The sequence below is a fragment of the Senegalia massiliensis genome (assembly GCF_009911265.1).
GTDB classification, from domain to species: Bacteria; Bacillota; Clostridia; order Tissierellales; family SIT17; genus Anaeromonas; species Anaeromonas massiliensis_A.
Genome location: NZ_QXXA01000011.1, coordinates 40,539 through 64,696, shown reverse-complemented (window position 1 = coordinate 64,696; position 24,158 = coordinate 40,539). Strand labels below are relative to the sequence as shown.

Annotated in this window: 28 protein-coding genes, 3 pseudogenes and 1 riboswitch; of the genes and pseudogenes, 25 read left to right on the top strand and 6 right to left on the bottom strand. The window is 25.5% G+C overall.

The genetic code is table 11. The annotated features are described in order from the left end of the window. Positions 1-37: 37 nt before the first annotated feature. From D3Z33_RS16755 to D3Z33_RS16745, 4 genes and pseudogenes are all read left to right on the top strand, one after another. Positions 38-1,312, top strand: a pseudogene (locus D3Z33_RS16755) (NAD(P)/FAD-dependent oxidoreductase). Between the two features lie 27 nt (positions 1,313-1,339). Next, a pseudogene (locus D3Z33_RS10650) lies at positions 1,340-1,549 on the top strand (Rieske 2Fe-2S domain-containing protein); the annotation flags it as partial. Positions 1,550-1,644: 95 nt separating this feature from the next. Next, positions 1,645-1,953, top strand: a complete 309-nt coding sequence (locus tag D3Z33_RS16750) for a hypothetical protein (protein ID WP_243153486.1) — start codon at positions 1,645-1,647, stop codon at positions 1,951-1,953. Positions 1,954-2,113: 160 nt separating this feature from the next. Further along, on the top strand, positions 2,114-2,683 hold the full coding sequence (locus tag D3Z33_RS16745; RefSeq protein WP_243153485.1) for a hypothetical protein: 570 nt from the start codon (positions 2,114-2,116) through the stop codon (positions 2,681-2,683). A 142-nt stretch (positions 2,684-2,825) separates the two neighbouring features. Here the strand turns inward: D3Z33_RS16745 and sfsA are convergent, their stop codons facing one another. Beyond that, positions 2,826-3,521, bottom strand: a complete 696-nt coding sequence (gene sfsA / locus D3Z33_RS10640; RefSeq protein WP_160197744.1) for a DNA/RNA nuclease SfsA — start codon at positions 3,519-3,521, stop codon at positions 2,826-2,828. A gap of 27 nt (positions 3,522-3,548) precedes the next feature. Further along, positions 3,549-4,130 carry a rhomboid family intramembrane serine protease gene (locus D3Z33_RS10635; RefSeq protein WP_160197743.1) on the bottom strand — a complete coding sequence of 194 codons (582 nt, stop codon included), beginning with the start codon at positions 4,128-4,130 and terminating at the stop codon, positions 3,549-3,551. A 230-nt stretch (positions 4,131-4,360) separates the two neighbouring features. Here D3Z33_RS10635 and D3Z33_RS10630 point away from each other — a divergent pair, with 230 nt between their 5' ends. The 13 genes and pseudogenes from D3Z33_RS10630 to D3Z33_RS10570 all read left to right on the top strand — a co-directional run bounded on the left by D3Z33_RS10630 (position 4,361) and on the right by D3Z33_RS10570 (position 12,030). Then, positions 4,361-4,822, top strand: coding sequence for a GNAT family N-acetyltransferase (locus D3Z33_RS10630; RefSeq protein WP_160197742.1), 462 nt, complete (start codon positions 4,361-4,363; stop codon positions 4,820-4,822). A 17-nt stretch (positions 4,823-4,839) separates the two neighbouring features. After that, entirely contained in the window at positions 4,840-5,652 is an 813-nt protein-coding gene (locus D3Z33_RS10625; protein ID WP_160197860.1) for an EFR1 family ferrodoxin, read from the top strand. Between the two features lie 146 nt (positions 5,653-5,798). After that, entirely contained in the window at positions 5,799-6,272 is a 474-nt protein-coding gene (locus D3Z33_RS10620) for a DUF2975 domain-containing protein (RefSeq protein ID WP_160197741.1), read from the top strand. Between the two features lie 35 nt (positions 6,273-6,307). After that, positions 6,308-6,486, top strand: a pseudogene (locus D3Z33_RS10615) (helix-turn-helix domain-containing protein). 170 nt (positions 6,487-6,656) lie between these two features. Beyond that, positions 6,657-7,082: a universal stress protein gene (locus D3Z33_RS10610; RefSeq protein ID WP_160197740.1), complete on the top strand. Its 426-nt coding sequence runs from the start codon at positions 6,657-6,659 to the stop codon at positions 7,080-7,082. Between the two features lie 277 nt (positions 7,083-7,359). Continuing rightward, positions 7,360-7,788, top strand: coding sequence for a C-GCAxxG-C-C family protein (locus D3Z33_RS10605; protein WP_160197739.1), 429 nt, complete (start codon positions 7,360-7,362; stop codon positions 7,786-7,788). A gap of 15 nt (positions 7,789-7,803) precedes the next feature. After that, on the top strand, positions 7,804-7,995 hold the full coding sequence (locus D3Z33_RS10600) for a transcription initiation factor TFIIIB (RefSeq protein ID WP_160197738.1): 192 nt from the start codon (positions 7,804-7,806) through the stop codon (positions 7,993-7,995). A gap of 135 nt (positions 7,996-8,130) precedes the next feature. Continuing rightward, positions 8,131-8,505 carry a GntR family transcriptional regulator gene (locus D3Z33_RS10595; RefSeq protein WP_160197737.1) on the top strand — a complete coding sequence of 125 codons (375 nt, stop codon included), beginning with the start codon at positions 8,131-8,133 and terminating at the stop codon, positions 8,503-8,505. 1 nt (position 8,506) lies between these two features. Further along, a complete protein-coding gene (locus tag D3Z33_RS10590) occupies positions 8,507-9,352 on the top strand; it encodes an ABC transporter ATP-binding protein (protein ID WP_160197736.1) in 846 nt (281 codons plus the stop codon). Positions 9,353-9,354: 2 nt separating this feature from the next. Then, entirely contained in the window at positions 9,355-9,993 is a 639-nt protein-coding gene (locus D3Z33_RS10585) for an ABC-2 transporter permease (RefSeq protein ID WP_160197735.1), read from the top strand. A 10-nt stretch (positions 9,994-10,003) separates the two neighbouring features. Then, positions 10,004-10,663, top strand: coding sequence for an ABC-2 transporter permease (locus D3Z33_RS10580; RefSeq protein ID WP_160197734.1), 660 nt, complete (start codon positions 10,004-10,006; stop codon positions 10,661-10,663). Positions 10,664-10,829: 166 nt separating this feature from the next. Then, positions 10,830-11,531, top strand: coding sequence for a GTP pyrophosphokinase (locus D3Z33_RS10575; RefSeq protein ID WP_160197733.1), 702 nt, complete (start codon positions 10,830-10,832; stop codon positions 11,529-11,531). Beyond that, positions 11,521-12,030: a GNAT family N-acetyltransferase gene (locus tag D3Z33_RS10570; RefSeq protein ID WP_160197732.1), complete on the top strand. Its 510-nt coding sequence runs from the start codon at positions 11,521-11,523 to the stop codon at positions 12,028-12,030. Before D3Z33_RS10575 ends, D3Z33_RS10570 begins: the two co-directional genes overlap by 11 nt. Positions 12,031-12,115: 85 nt before the next feature. Here D3Z33_RS10570 and hutG read toward each other — a convergent pair whose 3' ends face one another. Further along, positions 12,116-13,117: a formimidoylglutamase gene (gene hutG, locus D3Z33_RS10565; RefSeq protein WP_160197731.1), complete on the bottom strand. Its 1,002-nt coding sequence runs from the start codon at positions 13,115-13,117 to the stop codon at positions 12,116-12,118. A 159-nt stretch (positions 13,118-13,276) separates the two neighbouring features. Between hutG and D3Z33_RS10560 the strand changes: the two genes are divergently transcribed. The 6 genes from D3Z33_RS10560 (at position 13,277) to D3Z33_RS10535 (ending at position 17,375) form a co-directional block, all read left to right on the top strand. After that, positions 13,277-13,567: a DUF488 domain-containing protein gene (locus D3Z33_RS10560; protein WP_160197730.1), complete on the top strand. Its 291-nt coding sequence runs from the start codon at positions 13,277-13,279 to the stop codon at positions 13,565-13,567. Positions 13,568-13,678: 111 nt separating this feature from the next. Next, entirely contained in the window at positions 13,679-13,984 is a 306-nt protein-coding gene (locus tag D3Z33_RS10555) for a DUF3784 domain-containing protein (RefSeq protein WP_160197729.1), read from the top strand. A 115-nt stretch (positions 13,985-14,099) separates the two neighbouring features. After that, positions 14,100-14,486: a PadR family transcriptional regulator gene (locus tag D3Z33_RS10550; protein ID WP_160197728.1), complete on the top strand. Its 387-nt coding sequence runs from the start codon at positions 14,100-14,102 to the stop codon at positions 14,484-14,486. An 81-nt stretch (positions 14,487-14,567) separates the two neighbouring features. Continuing rightward, positions 14,568-15,089: an ECF transporter S component gene (locus D3Z33_RS10545; RefSeq protein ID WP_243153484.1), complete on the top strand. Its 522-nt coding sequence runs from the start codon at positions 14,568-14,570 to the stop codon at positions 15,087-15,089. Between the two features lies 1 nt (position 15,090). Further along, positions 15,091-15,657, top strand: a complete 567-nt coding sequence (locus D3Z33_RS10540; RefSeq protein ID WP_160197726.1) for a uridine kinase family protein — start codon at positions 15,091-15,093, stop codon at positions 15,655-15,657. 160 nt (positions 15,658-15,817) lie between these two features. Then, a riboswitch (purine riboswitch) is annotated at positions 15,818-15,920 on the top strand. A gap of 75 nt (positions 15,921-15,995) precedes the next feature. After that, entirely contained in the window at positions 15,996-17,375 is a 1,380-nt protein-coding gene (locus D3Z33_RS10535; RefSeq protein ID WP_160197725.1) for an NCS2 family permease, read from the top strand. A 56-nt stretch (positions 17,376-17,431) separates the two neighbouring features. Here D3Z33_RS10535 and D3Z33_RS10530 read toward each other — a convergent pair whose 3' ends face one another. The 3 genes from D3Z33_RS10530 to D3Z33_RS10520 all read right to left on the bottom strand — a co-directional run bounded on the left by D3Z33_RS10530 (position 17,432) and on the right by D3Z33_RS10520 (position 21,301). Continuing rightward, on the bottom strand, positions 17,432-17,578 hold the full coding sequence (locus D3Z33_RS10530; protein WP_160197724.1) for a hypothetical protein: 147 nt from the start codon (positions 17,576-17,578) through the stop codon (positions 17,432-17,434). 61 nt (positions 17,579-17,639) lie between these two features. Continuing rightward, a complete protein-coding gene (locus tag D3Z33_RS10525; protein ID WP_160197723.1) occupies positions 17,640-18,032 on the bottom strand; it encodes a YkvA family protein in 393 nt (130 codons plus the stop codon). A 32-nt stretch (positions 18,033-18,064) separates the two neighbouring features. Beyond that, entirely contained in the window at positions 18,065-21,301 is a 3,237-nt protein-coding gene (locus D3Z33_RS10520) for a DEAD/DEAH box helicase (RefSeq protein ID WP_160197722.1), read from the bottom strand. A 228-nt stretch (positions 21,302-21,529) separates the two neighbouring features. On the opposite strand from D3Z33_RS10520, the gene D3Z33_RS10515 reads away from it, so the two are divergent. Both D3Z33_RS10515 and D3Z33_RS10510 read left to right on the top strand, forming a co-directional pair. Next, positions 21,530-23,131 carry an ABC transporter substrate-binding protein gene (locus tag D3Z33_RS10515; protein ID WP_160197721.1) on the top strand — a complete coding sequence of 534 codons (1,602 nt, stop codon included), beginning with the start codon at positions 21,530-21,532 and terminating at the stop codon, positions 23,129-23,131. 58 nt (positions 23,132-23,189) lie between these two features. Next, the gene (locus D3Z33_RS10510) at positions 23,190-24,143 is read left to right on the top strand and encodes an ABC transporter permease (RefSeq protein ID WP_160197720.1); all 954 of its coding nucleotides are present in this window, start codon (positions 23,190-23,192) and stop codon (positions 24,141-24,143) included. Positions 24,144-24,158: the final 15 nt, after the last annotated feature.

The window sequence follows — 24,158 nt, the reverse complement described above, 5'->3', positions numbered from 1 at the left end:
TAATTAGAGAACTTATTTTAATAGAGGAGGTTTAATTATGAATAGTGAAAAATTGCCAAAGCATACTGAATCCTTTTGGCATAAAACTAGCCATGTAAATGAATATCCTAAGTTAGATAAGGATTTATATGTAGATGTTGCAATTATAGGTGGTGGAATAGCAGGTATACTTGCTGCTTACGAAATTGCAAAGCTTGGTAAATCTGTTACATTATTAGAAGCAAGAAAATTAATCTATGGAACTACAGGATTTACAACATCAAAATTAAGTGCACAACATAATATAATTTACAATGAGTTAATTGAAAGGTATGGAAAAGAAAAAGCTAGAAATTATTATGATGCAAATATGGAAGGTATTGAGATTATCAAGAATATAGCAAAAAAACATGATATAAAATGTGAATTAAAAGAACAAGATGCTTATGTATATACTATAGATAAATCTAAAGTAAGTCATATAAAAAAAGAAGCTAAAGCCTATGAAAATTTATCTATTGATGGAGAATTGGTAGAAAAATTACCTGTTGATTTAGATATAGAAGCTGGAATAGTGATGCATAAACAATATGAATTTCATCCAGTTATGTTTTTATCTGGAGTACTTAAATAATTAGAAAAAATGAAAGTTTCTATATATGAAAATACAATGGTTACAGAGGTAAATGATGGACAAACAGTATCATTAAAAACAGAAACAGGTAAAACTATAAATTGTAAAAAAGCTATATGTGCATCACATTATCCAGTGGATGATCCAGATAAATACTATACTAATATGGATCCAGAAATGTCTCTTGCTACTATATATGAATTAGATGATGAATATCCAGGTGGCATGTATATTAGCCACGATGATCCAAGAAGGACATTTCGTTCAGTAGATGTAGAAGGTAAAAAATATATGTTAGTTGGTGGAGAAAGTCATACTCTTGGGACAGGAACTTCTGATTTCGAAAGATATAAATCTATAGTGGATTTTGCAAAAGAAACTTTTGGAGTTAAAGATGTTATATCATATTTTTCTTCCCATGATTACTTAACAAAAGACAGAATGCCTTTTGTAGGACTTAGTGATCCTAATAGAAAAAACGTATATGTAGTAACAGGACTTAGTAAATGGGGATTAGCTAATTCAGCAATAAGCGGAAAAATTTTAGCAGATACTATTGAAGAGAAAGACAATCCATATAAAGAATTATTCAATCCTCATAGGGAAATACCAGAAATAGAAGAGATTCAACAAGAGAAATCTAAAGAAAAGCCAAGTAGCTCTACTTCTAAAGAAAAAATTGATGATTTAGAAAAATAAGAGGCACTTACTTATGAAAAAGATGATAAAAAAATTGGTGTGTTTAAAGATAGTAATGGAGAAATTTATCATTTAGATTTATCATGTACTCATTTAGGGTGCAACCTTGGATGGAATGATGGAGACAAAACATGGGATTGTAAATGTCATGGTTCTCGTTTTAATGCTAAAGGAGAAGTAATAGAAGGACCAGCAATGAAATATTTAAAAATAATAAGCAAAAAAGAGAAAAAGTAAATTTTATCTAAAAATAGTAAGAATATATTAAATTAAATGTTATAATATATCTGACAAAGTTTCAAACTGTCTATAAATAAAAAGGGGAATGTAAAATGACAAAAGAATTAAAAATAGCAATGCTTGGTTTTGGAAGTGCTGGTAAAGCGTTTGCAAAATTACTAATGGATAAACATGGGGAAATATTAGATAAATATAAATATGATGTAAAAGTAGTTGCAATAGTTACAAATAGCAAAGGTAGTATGGTAGATGAAAATGGTATTGATTTAAAATCAGCATTATCTGATATTAGTAATTTAAATCATTTTGATGAAGTCAGAAAAGGATATTCTAATTTAAATTCAATAGAAATTGCAGAAAAGATAAATTATGATGTGATTATGGAATTTAACACCTCTTAAAATTTTCACAGGACAACCTGCAATAGATCATATTAAGGCAGCACTTAATAGAAAAAAACATGCAATAACTGCAAACAAAGGTCCAATTGCATGGGCATATGAAGAGTTAAGAGATTTAGCCAAAAGACAAAACAGCTTATTTTATTATGAAACAACAGTAATGGATGGAACACCTGTATTTAATCTTGTAGATGAAACTTTAGATCTTTGTAAAGTAACAGAAGTAAATGGAATATTAAACTCTACTACAAATTTCATATTAGAAGAAACAGCAAAAGGAAAAGCATATGATGATGTAATAGTAGAAGGAAAGAAAAGGGGATTTATAGAAGCAGATCCAGCTATGGATATAGAAGGTTGGGATGCTGCAGCAAAGACTGCAGTACTTTTAAATGTACTTATGGGAGCAAATATAACACCTGTTGATATAGAAAGAAAAGGAATAGAAGATATTACAGATGAACAAATAGAATATGTAAATAAAAAAGGAAATGTAATAAAACTTATATGTCATGGTTCTATAAAAAATGGTAAAGTTATTGGAAAAGTTGAGCCAAAAGAAATAGGTAAAGATGATATATATTCAAATATAAAAGGAACTTCATCAGTTGTAACTATAACTACTGATTTAATGAGAGACTTAACAATAGTAGAACATGATCCAGAAATAGAACAGACAGCATATGGAGTATTTAGTGATCTTTTAAGAGTTATAAAAAATATAAAATAGGTATATTTAGATACTCCTACTATAATCATCTTATTTCTAAAGCAGTTTCAAATAATGCTGATTTGTTAACTTTAACAAAACAATTTAATACGAAAGTAACAAACAAAAGGCTTTAAACTTCTAATTAGAAGTTTAAAGCCTTTTATATATTAAAATCTATTTTAATCTGTGATCCTATAGATATACTATTTTCAGTAACAATAGAATCGTATACAAGTACTTCTACTCCTTTTTCATTTGCAAACTTTACAGCATCAGAAAATTTTTTATCCATCTCTTTATTTAATCTAAAGACTTTTGGTCCTTTCATTTGAATTAAGAAAAATATAATTCCTCTATATCCATTCTTTACAGCATCAATCATTTCAAGTACATGCTTTGTTCCTCGTAAAGTTGGAGCATCAGGAAACATTGCAATATCATTATTTTCTAAGGTGACACCTTTTATTTCAATAAATCCTTTTTCATTTTCATTTTCAAAATATATATCATACCTTGAATTACCATATGTTACTTCTCTTTTTACTAAATTCAAGTTAAGTAATTTTTTTATGTTATTTTGAATTATTGCATCGTAGACAACTTTATTAGGTACTTGAGAATCCATATTTACAAGGATATCATTTTTCCAAACAGCGATTAATGAATATTTTGTTTTCCTATTTTTATTATGAGAACAATCCTCTAGTATTATATTAGCTCCTGGTACAAGTAATTCTTTACATCTTCCAGTATTTTTAACATGTACAGTTTCTTCTTTTCCATCTATTAATACTTGAGCAATAAATCTATTTGGTCTTTTTAAAAATATTCCTTTTACAACTTTTTTATATTTCATAAATATCACCTTAAATTTAAAATTATATTATTTAATAAACACATAAGAAAGTAAATACCCTATAACAAGGCCCCCAATATGAGCTGTAACACTTATACTTGGTATAAATATTGTTAGTGCTAAATTTATTCCAAGAAGACTTAATATACTTTTTCTACCTTCTGGAGTAACCATATTTTTGTGACGATGAATTAAGTATAAAAAGGCTCCAAATAATCCAAATAAACTTCCAGAAGCTCCTGCAGATAAAGTAAGAAAATTAAAGAAAAAAGTAGCTAAGTTTCCTCCTATTCCTGTCAATAAGAAAAAAAGTAAATACTTAGTACTTCCCATAAGCCTTTCAATTTGAGGTCCAAATATATACAGAGCATACCCATTGAAAAATATATGCGTAACTCCTATATGAATAAAAATTGAAGTTATAAATCTGTAATATTCATTATATCTTAAAATAAAAGGAGGGAATAAAGCACCATATCTTACAAGTGTTTCATTATTTGTAGATCCACCATTTAAAGTAATAAATATAAAATAAATTATCATTATAGTTAAAAATATAAATGTTATTTTACTCTTTTTATAAAAATCTTTCATTCTTTCAATTAACATAATTATCTCCTATTTCTTATATATTAAATTTCTCTAATCGTATTATCACATAATAAGTGTTAAATATCAAATATAAAACTGACTTAATAAGTGATATAATATGATATAAAATAAAAGCTTGAGGAGCAAATGTGACTAAATACTTTCAAACTAATAAACTTTTATAACTATTATTTATTATATACTATATATACAAATAATTATAAGTATCAATGAATGGAGAATTTAATATGAGTGAAATGAAAATAATTAATTATCAAGAAAAATATCATGATAATTTAAAAAGACTTTCTTATGAATGGCTTGAAAAATATAAATTATTAGAACCAGAAGATGAAAAGATGTTAAATAATCCTAAAGAAATTATTTTAGACAAAGGTGGGTTTATATTTTTAGCTCAATATGGTGAAGAAATAGTAGGGACTGTATCATTAATGAAGATTAATGATGATACCTTTGAAATAGTAAAACTTTCTGTAACTAAAAAATATCAAGGGTTAAATATAGGAGAAATACTCATAAGAAAGTGTCTATATATTTCAAAACAAAATAAGGCTATAAAAGTTATTCTTTTTTCAAATCATATATTAAAATACGCCATAGATTTATATAAAAGGATTGGATTTAAAGAAGTAGCCTTTGAAAACAATAAATACATAGAATCTGATTTAAAAATGGAACTTATATTTTAATTTTAGAAGGGGGATTAATTTTGAAGAAATTAAATACAATGTATTTTAGTGCTACTGGTACAACTAAAAAGGTGTTGGATGAAATAGCCGAAAAATTGTTAAAGAATATAGATATATTAAAAGGAGATACTATTGATTTTACATTACCAGACATAAGAAAAAATAGTGTTTTATTTTCTGAAAATGACATACTTTTAATAGGGATTCCAGTATATGCAGGAAGAGTACCAAATGTACTTTTGAAATATTTAAATTCTATAAAAGGTAAAAGAAGCAAAGCTATCCCCATAGTTCTATATGGAAATAGAAATTATGATGATGCTTTAATAGAGTTAAATGATATATTAAGTAATAATGGATTTGATGTAATAGCTGCTGCAAGTTTTATAGGAGAGCACAGTTTTTCTTATACTTTAGCAAAGAATAGACCAGATGCTAGTGACTTATCTATTGCTAGAAATTTTGGAGATGAAATATATAATAAAATAAAAAAGAATATAGATAAAGATTTAAATATAAAAGGACTTCATCCTTATAGAAAATATTATATCCCAAAGGATGAAGTAGGAAACCCAGTAGATATAAGAAAGATTACACCTAAAACTAATAATACATGCATAGATTGTAAACTATGTGTGGAAATTTGCCCTATGGGTTCAATTGATTATGAAGATGTAAGTATCCTAAATGGAATATGTATAAAATGCGGAGCATGTATAAAAAGATGTCCTACTAATTCAAAATATTTTGATGATGAAGGGTACTTAAGACATAAAAGAGAACTTGAATATGAATTTAAAGGTAGGAAATCACCGGATATTTTCATATAAGGATCTAACTGATAATAACTGTTTAATAGAATATCCTTAAATATAAATAAGAACATATATTATTTTAAATCGTTAAATATTTATTGAATAACAACAAATAATATAGTATAATATAATGTAATATAACAATTGAAAGGAGATTTATCATGAAGAACAAAAAAAGAATTAGATTTTTAAATGGATTTCTTAATATCATATTAGTATTTACTACATTACTTTTTATAATTTTAATCTTTTCTGCGTTTAAGACAGCAGATAGAAATATAATAAATATTATTTTAGAGATTATATTGGGATTAATATTTTTTGGTAGTTATTTTATGATTACATTTACGTTGAAAAAGATTTTAAAATTAATAAGAGATAAAAATCCTTTTAACATTAATAATATTACTTATTTCAAAAGAATTGGTTACTATATTTTTATTGTTGGAGTTACAGATGCTATTATAAATTATCCTAAGCCAACTAATTTAGGATTCGAAATTATGTCAACACAATATGGTTCTTTAAAACCTATATTTTTCTTATATTTAGTTCTAAGTATTTTATCTCTTATATTAAGTGATGTATTTAGAATGGCTATGGAAATCAAACAAGAAAATGATTTGACTGTATAGGAGAAATTGTATTGATCATTGTAAATCTAGACGTAATGATGGCTAAAAGAAAGATGAGCCTTAACGAATTATCAGATAGAGTAGGTATTACAAATTTGAATTTATCAATACTCAAAAACAACAAAGCAATAGTCATTAGATTTTCAACATAGAAGCAATTTGTAAAGAGTTAAAATATAAACCAGGTGATATACTTGAATATAAAGATGTATAGAACTAAATGATTTTAATATAAATATATCTGATATTTAAAATAATATAGATATATGAATAAATTTAACAATATTAATAATAAAGATATGATAAATATATATTTAAAAGGGGTATTAATATAATAGAACAAGTTTCATTTAAATTATAAGATTCTAAAGGAGGAGTGTAAGAATGAAAAAAATTTTAGTTACAACAGATGGTTCAAACAATTCTAAAAAAGCATTACTTGAAGCTAAAAAATTAGCAGAAGCATTAGATGCAAAGTTAGATATACTAAGTGTAGTACAAAATCTAATGATAACTCCTTATGTGACAGAACAATACTATAATGCAGAAATAAATGAAAGCTTAATTCAGTCAGGAGAAGTTATTTTACAAGAATCATTAAAATTATTTGATGATTTTAAAGGAGAAGTAAAAACTAAATTGAGAAAAGGAAATCCTGGAGACGAAATAATAAGAGAAGTAGAGGAAGAAAACTATGATTTAGTTGTAATGGGAAGTAGAGGACTTGGAGCTTTCTCAAGAGCAATGGTTGGAAGTGTTTCACATAAAGTTTTAAATCATGTAAAAACTAATGTATTAATAGTTAAATAAAAATTAAATAGTAAACTCACATAAAGTCTTAGGTCTAAATTAAAGGTCTAAGACTTTATGTGAGTTTATTATCAAAATATTAAATATATGATTAATAAATAGACAATAAATGATATAATATATTATGATTCAACAAAAGTATAAGACAAATAATAGATAATCTTGATTTATTAATAAAAAAATTAAAATTTAATATAATTAAAATAATAAAGATGAAAAAGATATAAAGTTTATTAAACTTGAAAAGAATATAAATTTGTAGAAAGGAGCTTAAAATATGTTAAAAGATGAAGCTAAAAAATATATTGAATCAGAACTTAAATATGGAGATAAAAAAGAACTTTATCATTATAACTGTGCAGAAATAATACTAAATTCTTGTAATGACTATTATAATTTAAACTTAGATTCAAAAACTTTAAAGGCTATTACACCTTTTGGTGGAGGTCTATGTTCTGAAAAAACTTGTGGAATTATTACAGGAGGAGCTGCAGCTATAGGAGTTATGTTTACAGAAGATAAGCCAAGTTTAAATTCTAAAATGAAAGAAATAACAAGAAGATGGGTAGAGGAATTTGAAAAAGAATTTGAAAATACTGATTGTAAGATCATAAAGGAAACAAAAAGAGATGAAAATGAAGGATGCAAACCTTTAATAATAAAAGGTGCAGAAATTTTAGAAGAAATAATAGATGAATATAAATAAGGGAGTTAATATATTATGATAGAAAATAAGGTATGTCCAAAATGTAGAAGTAAAGAAATAGGTCAAGGTAAACAAATAGGACATGGAAAGATGCTTCCTGTAAATAATACATTTATGTCCCTTGGATCAAATATAGTAGCTGATATTTGTACTGAATGTGGATATATTCTAGAAATGAGAGTAGAAAAACCTCATAAATTCAAATAATTAATAAAAATATGCTATTTAAATAGCATATTTTTTATTGTTTATTTATTCTTGACAAAATATAATTTTAAACATATACTGTACATATAATATATAAACAGTATATACATAGTAAACAGTAAAGAGAGGTGGAGTATGCGAATTATAGTATCCAATTCTTCAAATGATCCTATATATGAACAAATATCTAGCCAAATAAAATCTATGATAATAAAAGGAGAATTAGAAGTAGGAGAAGGATTACCTTCTATAAGAGGACTTGCAAAGGGTTTACAAATATCTGTAATCACTACTAAAAGAGCATATGAAGAGTTAGAAAAAGAAGGTTTTATAGAGACTATACAAGGAAAAGGCTCTTTTGTAGCCATGCAAAATAAAGAACTGATGAAAGAGAAAAAGCTAAAAATTATAGAAGAAAAATTAGTAGAAGTGGTCAATGAATCAAAATTACTAGGACTTAATTATAGAGAAATAGAAGAAATGCTAAGGATTTTATTTGAGGAGGTATAATATGTTAAAATTACAAAATTTGAATAAAGAATTTAAGAACTTTAAATTAAAAAATATTTCATTTAATCTTGAACCAGGTTATATTATGGGCTTTATTGGACCAAATGGAGCAGGTAAAACTACTACTATAAAATTAATAATGAATTTGATAAAAATGGATTCAGGTAGTATTGAAATATTTGGACTTGATAACAAAAAATTCGAAAGAAAAGTAAAAGAAAGAATAGGGTTTGTATATGATGAATCATATTTTTATGAAGATTTAACTATAAAACAAATGAAAAATATAGTGGCACCATTTTATAGTAAGTGGGATGAAAAAGTATTTAAGGAATACATAAAAAAGTTTTCTTTAGATGAAAATTCAAAAATAAAGACACTTTCAAAAGGTATGAAGATGAAATTTTCATTAAGTCTTGCATTATCACATAATGCAGATTTAATCATAATGGATGAACCTACATCAGGTCTTGATCCAGTATTTAGAAGAGAAATATTAGATATATTATATGATGTCATACAAGACGAGAATAAATCTATATTTTTCTCAACTCATATAACTACAGATCTTGAAAAGATAGCTGATTATATAACATTTATAAATGATGGAGAAATAGTTTTTACAAAACCAAAAGATGAAATATTAGAAACATATAGAATAATAAAAGGTGGAAAAGAAATATTAAATTCAAATAATAGAATTAAGTTTATAGGTGTTAGAGAAACTACAGTAGGATTTGAAGCACTTACAGATAATGAAGATTTTATTAAAAAATTATCTAAAGATAAAATATTGGTAGAAAAGCCATCTCTTGAAGATATAATGTTTTATACAGTGAGGAGGTAAGTATGCTTAATTTAATAAAGAAAGATATTATAGTTAGTCTTTCAAATAAGTCTATATTGTTAATGCTTTTAATATATGTACCATTTATAATTTTAGCATTTGGAACGGAAAGTATAAGTAAGATATTTTTATTTTCTACATTTGGATTTTGTCATATGATTATTACGACACCTTTTTCATACGAAATAGAAGATAAGCCTCATATATTTATTCAATCATTGCCAGTAAAGAAAACAGATATAGTGATTAGCAAATATATAAATATAATTATAAGTTTCATATTAGGAACTATCTATAGTTTAGTTTATATCTGGATTATGAATATCATAGGCATTTTAGATAGTAGTAAAATTGATATTATTACCTTGGTATTTGCATTTGGTCTTACTATAGTAGTATCATCTGTTTCACTACCAACACAATTTAAATTTTCACCTAAAATTGCAAAATTCATTAATACACTTCTCTTTTTAATGTTTTTTGTAAATATAACAACAATAAATTATGTATCTAGAAATTTTACTAGACTAGATTTTTCAAATTTTAATAATTTATTAATTGTGTCTGCTATAATTTCAGTTATATATTTTATATCAATGGGTATTTCCATAACATTATATACTACTAGAAAATTTTATTAGGAGGATATTTATGAAGCAGCTTATAATGAAAGATATAAGAGTACTTGGATTTATGAATTTAATTATACTAATAATAGCTATAGGAAGTGGCTATATGGGAACTTCTGTAAGTAATATATATAAATCTAATTTTATATATGGATTTTCAATTGTTATTAGTATATATCTTATTACAGCTAGAATAACTACTAAAGAATATAAGGAAAATTCAAACACGTTAATAGTATCAATGCCTGTTAAAAAATTTGATGTAGTTAAAGCTAGATATTTATTTATGATAATATATATAATTGCAATTTCTATGATTATATATTTATCATCAAATATAAGTAGAATTTTATTTGATGATGTATCAGGCAATTCTTTAGGATTAGTTGAGATATCTATAATAAGTTCTCTAATAATAATATACTTAGTATTTAATATTCCATTTCAATATTACAATATAGGAAAAGCTCAAATAGTTAATGCTATATTCTATATGATGATTATATTAACTCCTAATATATTAAATAGATATGATATTAATATATTGGATATTAGTTTAGTTAAAAAGTTATTGACTCTAAATCTAAACCAACTTAGTATAACATTATTTGGAACGAGCATTTTACTTTATTTCATATCTTTATTTGTATCTAAATTCATATATGAAGCTAAGGAATTTTAAAAAAATATATTTAAATAATTATAAGTTCTTAATTCATTTTAAAACGAATTAAGAACTTATTTGTATTTTAGTATTTCTAAAAAGATGATATAATTGTACATAGAATAAATATACTTAGATATGATTATTAGACTAAGTATAAAAGTATTATATGAGGTGAAAGCAAATGATAAATAAAGATTTTAATAAAATAGTTTTAAATAAATCATCATTACCTAATGATCCAGAAAAATTCTTTGAAGGTATGTCTCATTTTAGAGAACTTATGATGATGTATCAATCTGCTATTAGAGAAGTGACTACAAAACTTACCATACTTAATGATGAATTATCTATAGGTAATAGAAAAAATCCAATACAATTTATTAAATCTAGAGTTAAAAAGCCACTTAGCATAGTGAATAAGTTGGAAAGACTAGAAAAAGAAATTAGTATTGAATCAATTATGAATTCGTTAAATGATGTTGCTGGAATACGAGTAGTCTGTTCTTTTATAGATGATGTATATAAAATTTCAGATATGCTTACAAAACAAGATGATATTAAATTAATTAGAGTTAAAGATTATATAAAGAATCCTAAACCTAATGGATATAGAAGTTATCATATGATAATTGAAATTCCTGTTTTCTTTTCAGATAGTAAGCAATGGATAAGAGTAGAAATACAAATCCGAACAGTTGCAATGGATTTTTGGGCAAGCCTTGAGCATGAATTAAAGTATAAAAAAGGTATAGAAGATTCAAAGGAAATTGAAAAAGAACTTAAAAGATGTGCAAATACTATTGCACAAACTGATCACAAGATGATGAGTATTAGAAATAAAATTCAAGGCAATTCAAGTAAAGGAGGAAAACATGAAATTTAGATTAGCAGAATTTAAAGATATAGATGAAATAATGGATATAATAACAAAAGCACAAAATTATATGCATAGTGAAGGAATACCTCAATGGACAAATGGATATCCAAATAGTGATACAATAAAAGAAGATATAAACAATGGATATAGTTATTTATTGGAACAAAATCAAAAAATATATGTAACAGGATCAGTTAATTTTGAAGGTGAAGAAACTTATGATAATATATATGAAGGTGAGTGGCTTACCCATGATAAATATGCAGTAATTCATAGAATAGCTATAGATATGGACTATAAAAGCTCTGGTATGTCAACTGAGTTTTTAAAAGAAGTAGAAACTTTAAGTAAAAAGAAAAATATATATAGTATAAAAATAGATACTCATAGAAAAAACAAATCCATGCAGAAATTTTTAAAGAAAAACGGATTTAAATATTGTGGAATTATATATATTAAAGATGGAAGTGAAAGGTTTGCATATGAGAAAACCTTAGAAAAATAAAAAGATATTTAAAAAGTTTTCAAAAATATACTTACAGTGTTTTTATTATAATAAATTAATCACCGACAAAAATGTCGGTGATTTTTTACATTATTTTAGAAAGAGTATTTACAACTGCAAAAATCATAACAGAAGCTAAATTTGCAGTAGTATTATCTAGATCAAATCTAGGAGAAACTTCAGCTATATCAAAAGATATAACTTTTTTAGAACGCAATAAATATTTTAAAAAGTTTAATACATTGTCTGGGTAAAGCCCTAATGCTTGAGGAGCACTTACACCAGGAGCAAAAGCAGATGAAAACACATTTGAACAAAGTGTAACATATAGATGATCTTTATCTTTTATGAAATCATCTAATTTTTCTATGATTGAGTAATAATCCATATTAATGATATCTTTTGCAAGTATATATTCTACACCTAATTTATCAGCAGTTTTAAATAAGCTTAAAGTATTACTATGCTTTTGAATACCCAAGCAAAAGTAAGAATAATTTATATCATGAGCATCAGTTATATCAGCTATTTGATTAAACATAGTACCAGAAGTACCACCTTTTTTATAAGGTCTTAAATCAAAATGAGCATCAAAGTTTATTATACCTATATTTTTTTCTTCATTTTTATCTTTTAAATAATCAAATATTCCTTTATAATGACCAAAAGCAATACTATGATCTCCACCTAATAATATAGGAAATAAATTTAAACTTAATATTTTTTCTACTGCCTTTGAAAGTGAGTGTTGAGCTTCATCTAAAGTGCAATTTTCACAAGTGATATCTCCTGAATCAAAAATCTCTACATCCTTTGAAGATTGCCAAGGAAGGTTAGAAAGTTCTTTTCTAATACTCTTAGGTCCTTTAGCTGCTCCAGTTCTTCCTTTGTTTAATTTAACACCTATATCACATGCAAATCCAAGTAGAGCGAAACCTAATTTTCCTTCATATGATTTCAAGTTTTGATCATTTAAATCAATAGATTTCATCCATTGATGCCACCTAAAACTATCAAAATCATCTTCGCTATCAATTCTACCTGTCCATTGTGATTTTTTTACTACATTATAATTTTCAATAAACATTTCTATCTCCTTTAATTTTTAATGTCTATATATAATCTTATCATATATTTAGATGATTTTTATGGAATTACAATTTTATTATTTTAAAATACGGTCATATAAATTATTGAAGTAATATAAAAGGAGTTATATAATATATATAATAGATCATTCTACTCTTTGAAAAAAGAATTTATTTCAATTTTAGAATCATATGATATAGAAGTATTAGTAGATGTAAGATCATATCCAGACAGCAAACATGTGCCTCAATTTAATAAAGAAAATATGGAAAAATGGGTACCAGAACATGATATCAAATATATTCATATGAAAGAATTGGATTGTAGAAGAAAAAGTAGAAAATACATAGATGAATTAATATCATTAGCAAAAGAACAAAAGGTATGCTATATGGTGAAGAAGCAGTTCCGTGGAGATGTAATACGCTTATTATTTCAAATAATTTAATTTCAAAAGGATTAGATGTATATCATACAAATGAAATCAATAGAAGATATAAATAAAGACTATAGACATTATAGAAGAAATATATAATTTGGATACAAGGGGGGTAGCCAAATGCTAGATATAGTCTTAAGTATATTAATAATGCTTTTAGCACTATTAATATATAAAAAAGAATATATATTTTTAATGGGCTATACTAAAAGAAGTAAAGATACTAAAAAAGTAAAGGATAAAAAGAAATTATCAAAAGATCTATCCCTTAATATTTTTATTATGGGATTAACATTTTTAATTACAAATGTATTAAATGATTTATATTTTGATGGAGATTTAGATGTATTATTGGACTTTTTTGTGATAGTATTTTTAGTTCCATTTTGGTTAATATCATTAAAAGTTGGTAGAGGAGAATATTAGATTATTTACAGACTAAAACTTTAGTCTGTTTTTATTTTGAAAATATTGACATTATATCGACCACCGATATATAATATAAGTATATCGATAGTCAATACAATTAGGAGTGAATGATATGAGATATTTTGATAAACTTACTCAACCAATGTTTTATGTACTATTGAGTTTATATGAAAAAAGACATGGTTATGAGATAATGAATTTTATTAAAGAACTTACAGATGAAAGAGTAGTAGTTGGTCCAGGGACATTATATAATTTGCTTGGTAGATTTTTAGATGCAGGTTATATTGATATAGTTACAGAAAAAGATAATAAAAAAATATACATAATAAATGATAATGGGAAAAAACTTTTAAAAAGGGAAATAGAGAGATTAAATCAGCTTATAAAAGATGCAAATAATATCATTAAAGGGGGGGGAATGATGAAAGGTTATGATTTTAAAGATGATGAAAATATAAAAAAAGTAAAAGAAAAATTAAAATTAAATAAAAGATAGCAATAGTAAAAATAAATTTGGATGGATTTTTATGTTATAATAATTTATGCAAATAAAAAATATACAATTAGAGGTGAAAATTTGAAGAAGACAGTTAATAAAATTACATTATCAGGAGTGTTTATTGCACTTGGTATTTTACTTCCATATATGACAGGCAATATTCAAAGTTTAGGTGTTAATTTATTACCTATGCATATACCTGTATTACTAGCTGGTTTTATAGTACGGTGGAAATATGGTCTTTTAGTTGGAATTATAACTCCTTTACTTAGAAGTGCTTTAGTTGGTATGCCACCATTATTTCCAGTTGCTATAGCTATGGCTTTTGAATTAGGTATATATGGATTAGTTACAGGACTATTATATAGTATGTTAAAAAAGAGCAAAATATCTGTTTTTATATCACTAATAGTTGCAATGATTAGTGGAAGAATAGTTTGGGGAATAGTTAGTTACTTTTTATTCTTTTTAAATAATACAAGTTTCACTATAAATATGTTTATAACAGGGGCATTTGCTAATTCTATAATAGGTATTATTATTCAATTAATACTTGTTCCAATAATAGTTATCAGATTAGAACGAGTAGGTATTATATAATATGAGTTCAAAGGAAATTATATTTAAAAATATAGACAAGCTCCTGGAATATAAATACAAAGTTTTAGTAGCAATAGATGGAAAAAGTGCAGCAGGTAAAAGTAGTTTTTCTGATTTACTTAATAAAAAATATGATTGTAATTTATTTCATATGGATGATTTCTTTTTGCCAGCTAAATTAAAGACTAAAGAAAGATTACAAGAGGCAGGGGGAAATGTAGACTATACTCGTTTTAAAGAAGAGATATTAGAAAATATTAATAAAAATAATTGTTTTAAATATCAAATTTTTAATTGTAAGGTACAAGAATTAACAGAATACAGAACTGTTACTCCAAAAAAGTTAAATATAATAGAAGGAGTATATAGCATGCATCCTGAGCTTATAAATTACTATAATTTAAAAATATTTTTTGATATTGATGATGATACTCAAAAAGAAAGAATAATAGATAGAAATGGTAAAGATATGTATAAAAAGTTTAGAGATATTTGGATTCCATTGGAAAATAAATATTTTAAAGAACTTGATATAAGAAAAAAAGCAGATGTATTAATATATAACTAATATTAATTTCCATATTTTTTTTGGTTAGAGGTAATTATAATAACAAATAAATCCAAGGATTTATTACTTGTGAAAAAGATAATCAAAACATTAACCTAAATTAATAAAAAAATATTCGTTTTTTCTATTGACTTATTTTAATATATCTGTTAGTATAATTTTAGAATTAAATAGTGATACTCATATAATAATCTGGAATATGGCCAGAAAGTTTCTACCTAAGAACCGTAAATTCTTAGACTATGAGTGTGTGTCTTTGAATTTAACTCTAAAGATGAACACTTATAGTGTTTATCTTTAGAGTTTTTTTATTTATTTAAATTAGAGGAGGTATTATAATGGATTCATTTTTTAAATTAAAAGAGAACAAAACAGATGTAAAAACAGAAATAATGGCTGGTATTACTACATTTGTAACTATGGCTTATATTATTTTTGTAAATCCTAATGTATTAAAATTAGCAGGTATGAATGAAGCAGGTGCTCTAGGAGATGCAGCAGCTGGTATTGGATTTGAAGATCCTATAGTAGGATCAATATTTGTAGCAACATGTGTAGCTGGTGCAATAGGTACTCTAATAATGGGGTTATATGCAAATTTACCATTTGGACTAGCACCTGGAATGGGTCTTAATGCATTTTTTACTTATGGAGTTGTTTTAGGACTTGGATATACTTGGCAAGAAGCACTTGCAGCAGTATTTATTTCTGGAATATTATTTATAATTTTAACAATTACAGGACTTAGAGAAGCAATAGTAAATGCACTTCCAGATTCACTTAAAAGAGCAATTGGTGGTGGTATTGGTTTATTTATAGCATTAATTGGTTTTCAACAAGGACATATTATAGTGGATAATCCAGCAACATTAATTGGATTTGGAGATTTCACTCAAAACGCAACAATTGTAACAATTATAGGACTTTTAATAATTGGAGTACTTATGACAAGAGGAATAAAAGGTTCAATTCTTATTGGAATAATTGCAACTACAATTATAAGCATACCACTAGGTGTTACAACTGTACCTACAGATTTTAGTTTTTCAATTCCAAGTATTGCACCGACACTTTTTAAAGCAGATTTTGTTGGATTATTAAACTTAGGTGAAGTTGGATTAATTGGAGCAATAATGAGTGTTGTAACAGTTGTTATATCATTTTCTTTAGTAGATATGTTTGATACTATAGGAACTCTTGTTGGAACTGGAGCAAAGGCAGGATTTATACAAGAAGACGGAAGACTTAAGAATATGAATAAAGCACTTTTTGCTGATTCAATTGCAACATCAGTAGGAGCACTTCTTGGTACATCTACTACAACTACATTTGTAGAAAGTGCATCAGGAGTTAGTGAAGGTGGAAGAACTGGACTTACTGCTGTTACAACAGGTATATTATTCTTATTATCATTATTTTTAGCACCTCTTGTAGGAATGGTACCAGCTGAAGCTACTGCACCTGCACTTATAGTAGTTGGAGTATTAATGATGACAAGTATTAAACATATAGATTTTGAAGACTTTTCAGAAGCATTACCTGCATTTTTAACAATGGCTATTATGCCTTTTAGTTATAGTATTGCAAATGGTATTGCAGCAGGACTTATATTTTATCCTATAACAAAAATAACAACAGGAAAAGGAAAAGAAGTTCATCCTGCAATATATGTACTTGCTATATTATTTATATTGAGATTTACTATACTTCCTCATTAATCATAGAAAAAGGATTCTCCAATTTGTTGGAGAATCCTTTTGATTTCTATAGGAGTTTATCTGAATTTTTTAGGATCTATATAATCTATATCTCTTAACATATCTAAAGGGAATATATTTGCATTGACATTGTTCTCAATAATAGAAAAATTTTCTTTATTTTTTGTATTTATAATATATTTTTCTTCAATATTTTTGTCCATATAGATCATCCTTTTAACTGGGGGTATTAATATTATTTACAGAAAAGATGATTAAAATGTATTAATATTCTTTCATACTTTGCCATTTTTTATAGTTTTCAATTTCTTTTTTTATGCTACGAAGTAACATAGAAAATACTAGAGCATCATCAATATATCCTGCATATATTATGAAGTCTGGAACTACATCAAAAGGATTTACAAAATAAAGTATTGCGGCAACTATAGAGATTATTGTTTTCTTGGAGATATTCCTATATTCTCCAGAGAGAAAAGACTTAAACATGGATATACTTATTTTAAGATCACTTTTAAATTCTTTTGTTCCACTATCTTCATTTCTTGCTTTATGAACAGCTTCATCAATAAGTTTTTTACCTTTTTCTTTATTTTTAATATATTCCAATGCTTTTTTCTTATCTTTTTTAACCATATTTTCAACTTTAGTTTCCATCAAATCGTCTCCTCTAGAATAGTTTTACCCGATTATATTCCAAATATATCTCTTAATTCTTTTTCTGTCATTTTTGATACCATTTTTTCACCTGGTTTTATAACTGAATCTACAATTTTTTTCTTTTTTTCTTGAAGCTCATATATCTTTTCTTCAATGGTTCCTTTAGTTATAAGATTCATCACATGAACAGTATTTTTTTGGCCAATTCTATGTGCTCTATCTGTAGCTTGATTTTCTACTGCAGGATTCCACCAAGGATCAAAGTGAATAACAGTATCTGCACCAGTAAGATTAAGTCCTGTTCCACCTGCACGAAGTGAAATTAAGAATACATCTCCCTCTCCATTATTGAACTCTTTTACTAATTCTCTTCTTTCTTCTGATTTTGTACTTCCATCTAAGTATTTATACTTTATATTTTTAGATTTTAATAATTTTTTTATAATAAATAGCATTGATGTAAATTGAGAGAATAGAAGTATTCTATGATTACTTTCTAAAGTATCATCTAATATTTCTTCCAGCAATTTTAACTTTCCACTTGATCCATTATAATTTTCTATAAAAGTATTAGGATGACAACAAATTTGTCTAAGTCTTGTAAGTCCTGCTAATATTTTCATTTGAGACTTATTAAATCCCTTTTCAGCTATACTTGATTTGATTTCACCTTTGATTTCATTTAAGAAACTAAGATATACTTTCTTTTGATCATTTGTAAGTTCTGCTGTTATTTTATGTTCTATTTTTTCAGGTAATTCTTGTAATACATCCTTTTTTAATCGTCTAAGAATAAATGGAGTAATATGTTTTTTAAAAGTATCTAAAGCTTCATTATTATCATTTTTTATTATAGGTTTTTCAAATTTTTTCATAAATTTATTGTGACTAAATAGATATCCTGGCATTATAAAATCGAAAATAGACCATAATTCAGTAAGTGAGTTTTCAATTGGTGTTCCTGTTAAAGCAAAGTTATTTTCGGAATTTATCATTTTTACTGATTTTGCATTTTGAGAAGTTGGATTCTTTATATGCTGAGCTTCATCTAAAATGCAATATCTAAAATTAAAATCACTATATAATTCGGAGTCACGTCTTATTAAAGGATAAGAAGTGATTATTAAATCATATTCATTTATTTGATTTATCATTTCTTTTCGTGAGTTTTTATCTCCTGAAATCACAAGAGTATTTAAATTTTTTGCAAATTTATTTTTTTCATCTTCCCAATTGTATACAAGGGATGTAGGAACAATTATTAGTGAAGGTTTAGATCCTTTTTCTTTTTTCTCACTTAATAGAAATGATAATACTTGAAGGGTCTTTCCAAGTCCCATATCATCAGCAAGTATTCCACCTAGGGAATATGTTGATAGTGTTTTTAACCATTTAAATCCAACCATTTGATAATTTCTAAGGATATTTGTCAAATCCTCAGGAGGTGAAAATTCCATATCTTTTGGTTCTTTTATATTTTGGACAAGTTGTTTAAATGCTAAATTTCTATTAATATAATTAAACTCTCCTTGAAACTCACTATCCAAATAGAGTGAATTGAATTTTGGTATTTCAATTATAGAGTTATTAAAATTATCTAAATCTAAATCAAGATTATCTATAATGTTTGACATATGAGTTAGGTTATTTATACTAAGAGGTAAAAATGAACCATCTTTTAATCTATAGTATTTTTTATTTTTCTTTATTGAATTAAATATCTCTCTTAGATCATCATCATTTACTCCATCAATTTCAAAGTTGAATTCTAACATATCTGTTTTTTCATTTAATCTTATACCTCCAGAAAAAGCAGAAGAGGTTTTTACCTCTATATTCTTAAAACTATTAGAATAATAAATATCAGCTTGTTTTTGTAATTTAGGAAGCATGTTATTTAAAAAGTTATATATATCTTCTTCATCATCTAAATAAATATTATTATCTTTATTTACTTTAAAATTTGCATTTTCAAATATATTTAGTATTTCATTTTCTTTTTCTAGATCTCTTAGAAGTATTTTTTCATCATTTTGCAAATCTCGTTTTTCTTTAGAAAAAGGTTCTATTGTTGTATCTCCATATATTAGTTTTATACTAGCTATAATATTATTATTTTCGTTATCTAAATATACTTCTTTTATTAAATCAGGATTATAAATAGATGATTTTACTTTTTCATCAATATTTATATTCCCTATTTTTTTTATAGAAGGGTAAATTTCAGAAATAAAATCTTCTCTATATTCTTTTGGTATTTTTATAGAAGTTTCTATATTTTTACTTAATTGATTATATATAGGTATTAAATTTTTTCTTTGTTTTTCTGAGATATTTAATATAGATTTATTTGAAAAAAAGTAGTTACCATTTTGATCTAATGGTACAAGTAGACCATTATAATCCATTTCTAAAGATAAGTTTTTTTCGGAATCTTTAAGTGAGAAACTTAAATCTATATCGTCATCTTTAACTTCTATATTTTCATAATAATTATGATATATTCTTGCATTTAATTTTCTTTGTTTCATCATAGAAAAAAATCTTTTAAGGGTATTTGGAGTCAATATGACATTTTTCCCCTTAAATAAACTACCACTACCATATGAAGAATATTCATTTATATAGCTCTCATTATCATATATTTCTTTTAACATATCTATTATAGGTTGATCTTCTTCTTTAAATTTATGAATTTTAGGTTCAAAAGTAAAATTTTTTCCATATACCATTGATTCATTATGTTCTATATGTTGAAAAAGTGCCTTTATACTTTTAACGACATATAGTTTATCTTCACCTATTCTTAAGTTTAAAGTAGATGCATTTTTATATCCACTGGTTCCATGTGGGTAAAATTCATAATTATATTCAATATTTATAGGAATCTTAGAATCAGAATTGAATCTGTAATTATCTAGTAATTTTTGAATTTGTTCATTATTTCGCTTTTCTTTTGAATCAAAAGTACCAATTTTATCTTTATGCATTATATCTAACAATGTTGCACTAATATGTTTGCAATATCCCCAGTATTCTCTATAAGCAGGGCAATTACATTCTGCATGTTGTAATTCTCCATTTTTATCAAAATTTATATCTACATTGTAGTTTTTAGTACCTTCCACAATTGCAGAAAAGGTAAATTTATTTTTATAATATAATAAATTTTTAACATAGTTATTTTTATAATAATTTATACTCTTTTTAAATGTTCTATCATTTAAGGTAGATTTTTTTATAGAATCTTCAGTAATATTAAACATCAAAACACCCTTATAAAATAATTTGATATTATATTATATCATATGAATGATAATAAATGAAAAATAAGATTTAATTTTTATTATAGTAAAACATAATAATCCATAGATAAAATCTATCAAGGTGGCGCTCATTATTTAAAGATTTTATATTTAAAAATATTAATGATAATACAGTTAAAAGTATGCTATACTTTCTTTGATTTGAAAATAAAAAATGGGGGTTTAAGTATGAATAAAAAAGTATTAACTTTATTTTTAATTTTAGTAATATCCACTTCGTTTATTTTTATAGCATGTGGAGATGAAAATTCATCAGATGACAAACAAGATAAACAAGTTTCAAAAAATGAAAAAGAAGATGAGGGAAAAAAAGTAGAAGGAGGTCAAATGATATTTAGAGTTAGTTCAGATTCTAGAGTTATTCATCCTTTATATGGTAATGATAGGACAACCTTAACTTTAGTAAATCACATATTTGCTCCTCTTTATAATTTGAAAGGTGAGGATATAGATTATTGGTTAGCAGAAAAGGTTGAACCATCCGAAGATTATTTATCATATAAAGTTAAATTAAAGGATGAACTTACTTGGCATGATGGTGAAGTTTTAGATGCTGATGATTTAGTTTTTACATTTAATACGATTATGGATAAAAAACAAGGAAGTCATTTAAGAGATAGTTTTGTAACTACAGAAGGTGAAGTTAAAATAGAAAAAATAGATGACTTAACTGTTAAGTTTATATTACCAGAAGTTCAAATTGGATTTTTGGATACTATAGGTGGAATAAGAATGTTCCCAGAACATGTATATGGAGATATAGAAAATATTCAAGCAAGTGATGTGAATAATAATCCGGTTGGTTCAGGTTCATTTAAATTTGAAGAAAGAAAATCAGGCGAATCTATAACTCTTTCTAAATTTGATAATTTCTTTAAAGGTACTCCTCATTTAGATAATGTGGTCTATAGAGTAATTCCTGAGACATCTTCAGCAGAAATTGCACTTCAAAATGGCGAAATAGATGCTATGAGCATAACTGCTGATAAGGTGGAAAAATTTGAGGAAAGTAATAACATTTTAGCTTTTGATGAAGATAGATTAGATTACATAATATTTAATCAAAATGGTGGTAAACTTGATAATGAAAATTTAAGAAAAGCAATTGCTTATGCATTAGATAGAGATGAATTATTAAAAGCAAATTATTTATCTACTGACTATGCAAAACCTGCTTATTCATTTTTTGCAGATAAAACACTTTATAAAACAGATGATGTTGAAAAATATGAATATAATATAGAAAAAGCAAAAGAACTATTAGAAGAAAGTGGCCTTAAAGATATCAATTTAACTATGGTGTATAGAGGCAAAGATAATGTTAGAGAACTATTAGTTCAACAATATTTAAAAGAAATTGGAATAAATGTAGAACTTAAAGCAATGGATATGGCATCATTTTTTAATGCTTTATTTGAAAAAGAACATCAAGATGAATATGATTTAGCTTTCAATGGCTATATATATGGTAAAGAACCATCTACGTATGCACAGGTATTTAAAGCTGAAAGTATGAATAATGTAAGTGGATATAAAAATGAAGAAGTCGATAAATTATGGGATGAAGCTGCAAAGGAAAAAGATTCAAGTAAAAGAGAAAAATTATATGAAAAGATTCAAAAAGAAATAATAAAAGATGCTGCAATGTATCCTATAGATTATGGATATGCCATAGTTGCAGTAAATCCAAAATTCAAAGGATTGGAAGATGCAGCTCCAGCTCCTATTCATATGTTTGATGATTTATCTCAAATATACATGGTTGAATAATATAAAAGACAGTTCATTCTGAGCTGTCTTTTAAAATTAATTTGAAAGTTGGTGAAATATGACAAATTATATTTTAAAAAGAATACTACAAGGAATTACTATGCTTATTATAATATCTATAATATCTTTTACTTTAATGCATATGGCACCAGGTGATCCATCAACTAGCTATATTTCGCCTAAGATGAATGCTAGTGAAATACAAGCAGTAAAAGAAAGATTAGGATTAAATGAACCTATATATATTCAATACATAAAATGGATTAAAAAAGTATTACAAGGAGATTTAGGATATTCATTAATAGATTTTAAGCCTGTTACACAAGTAATAAAATCTCGACTTCCAGCTACTGTAGGACTTATGGGAAGTTCTTTATTATTATCTTTATTGATTTCTATACCCTTAGGATTATATACAGGAAAGAAGAAAGGAAAAACTATAGATAATATTATTACCACAATATCTTATATTGGAATATCAATACCAAGTTTTTGGTTTGGAATATTACTTATATATGTGTTTGCTTATAAATTAAATTTATTACCTAGTGTTGGAATGAGAACCTTAGGAGAGCCAGATTCTATACTTGATGTCATAAAACATGGAATATTACCTTGTATTGTTTTAAGTTTTTCTAGTATATCTATTTATACAAGATATATAAGGACAAGCACTATAGTACAATTAAATGCAAATTATGTTAGAACTGAAGAAGCATATGGATTTTCAAAATATAAAATTATGTTTAAATATGTACTTAAAAATGTATTACTTCCTATAATTACAATATTAGGAATGAGTTTGCCTAATATTGTAACAGGTGCATTTGTTACAGAAACAGTATTTGGATGGCCAGGAATGGGAAGGCTTGGAGTTGATTCTATATTTAATTATGATTATCCTGTGATAATGGCAACTACAATGCTTACTGCTACACTACTTATTATAGGAAATTTAGTTGCAGATATTTTATATGGGATAGTAGACCCAAGAATTAGAAATATGAGGTGATTTGATGTATATTAA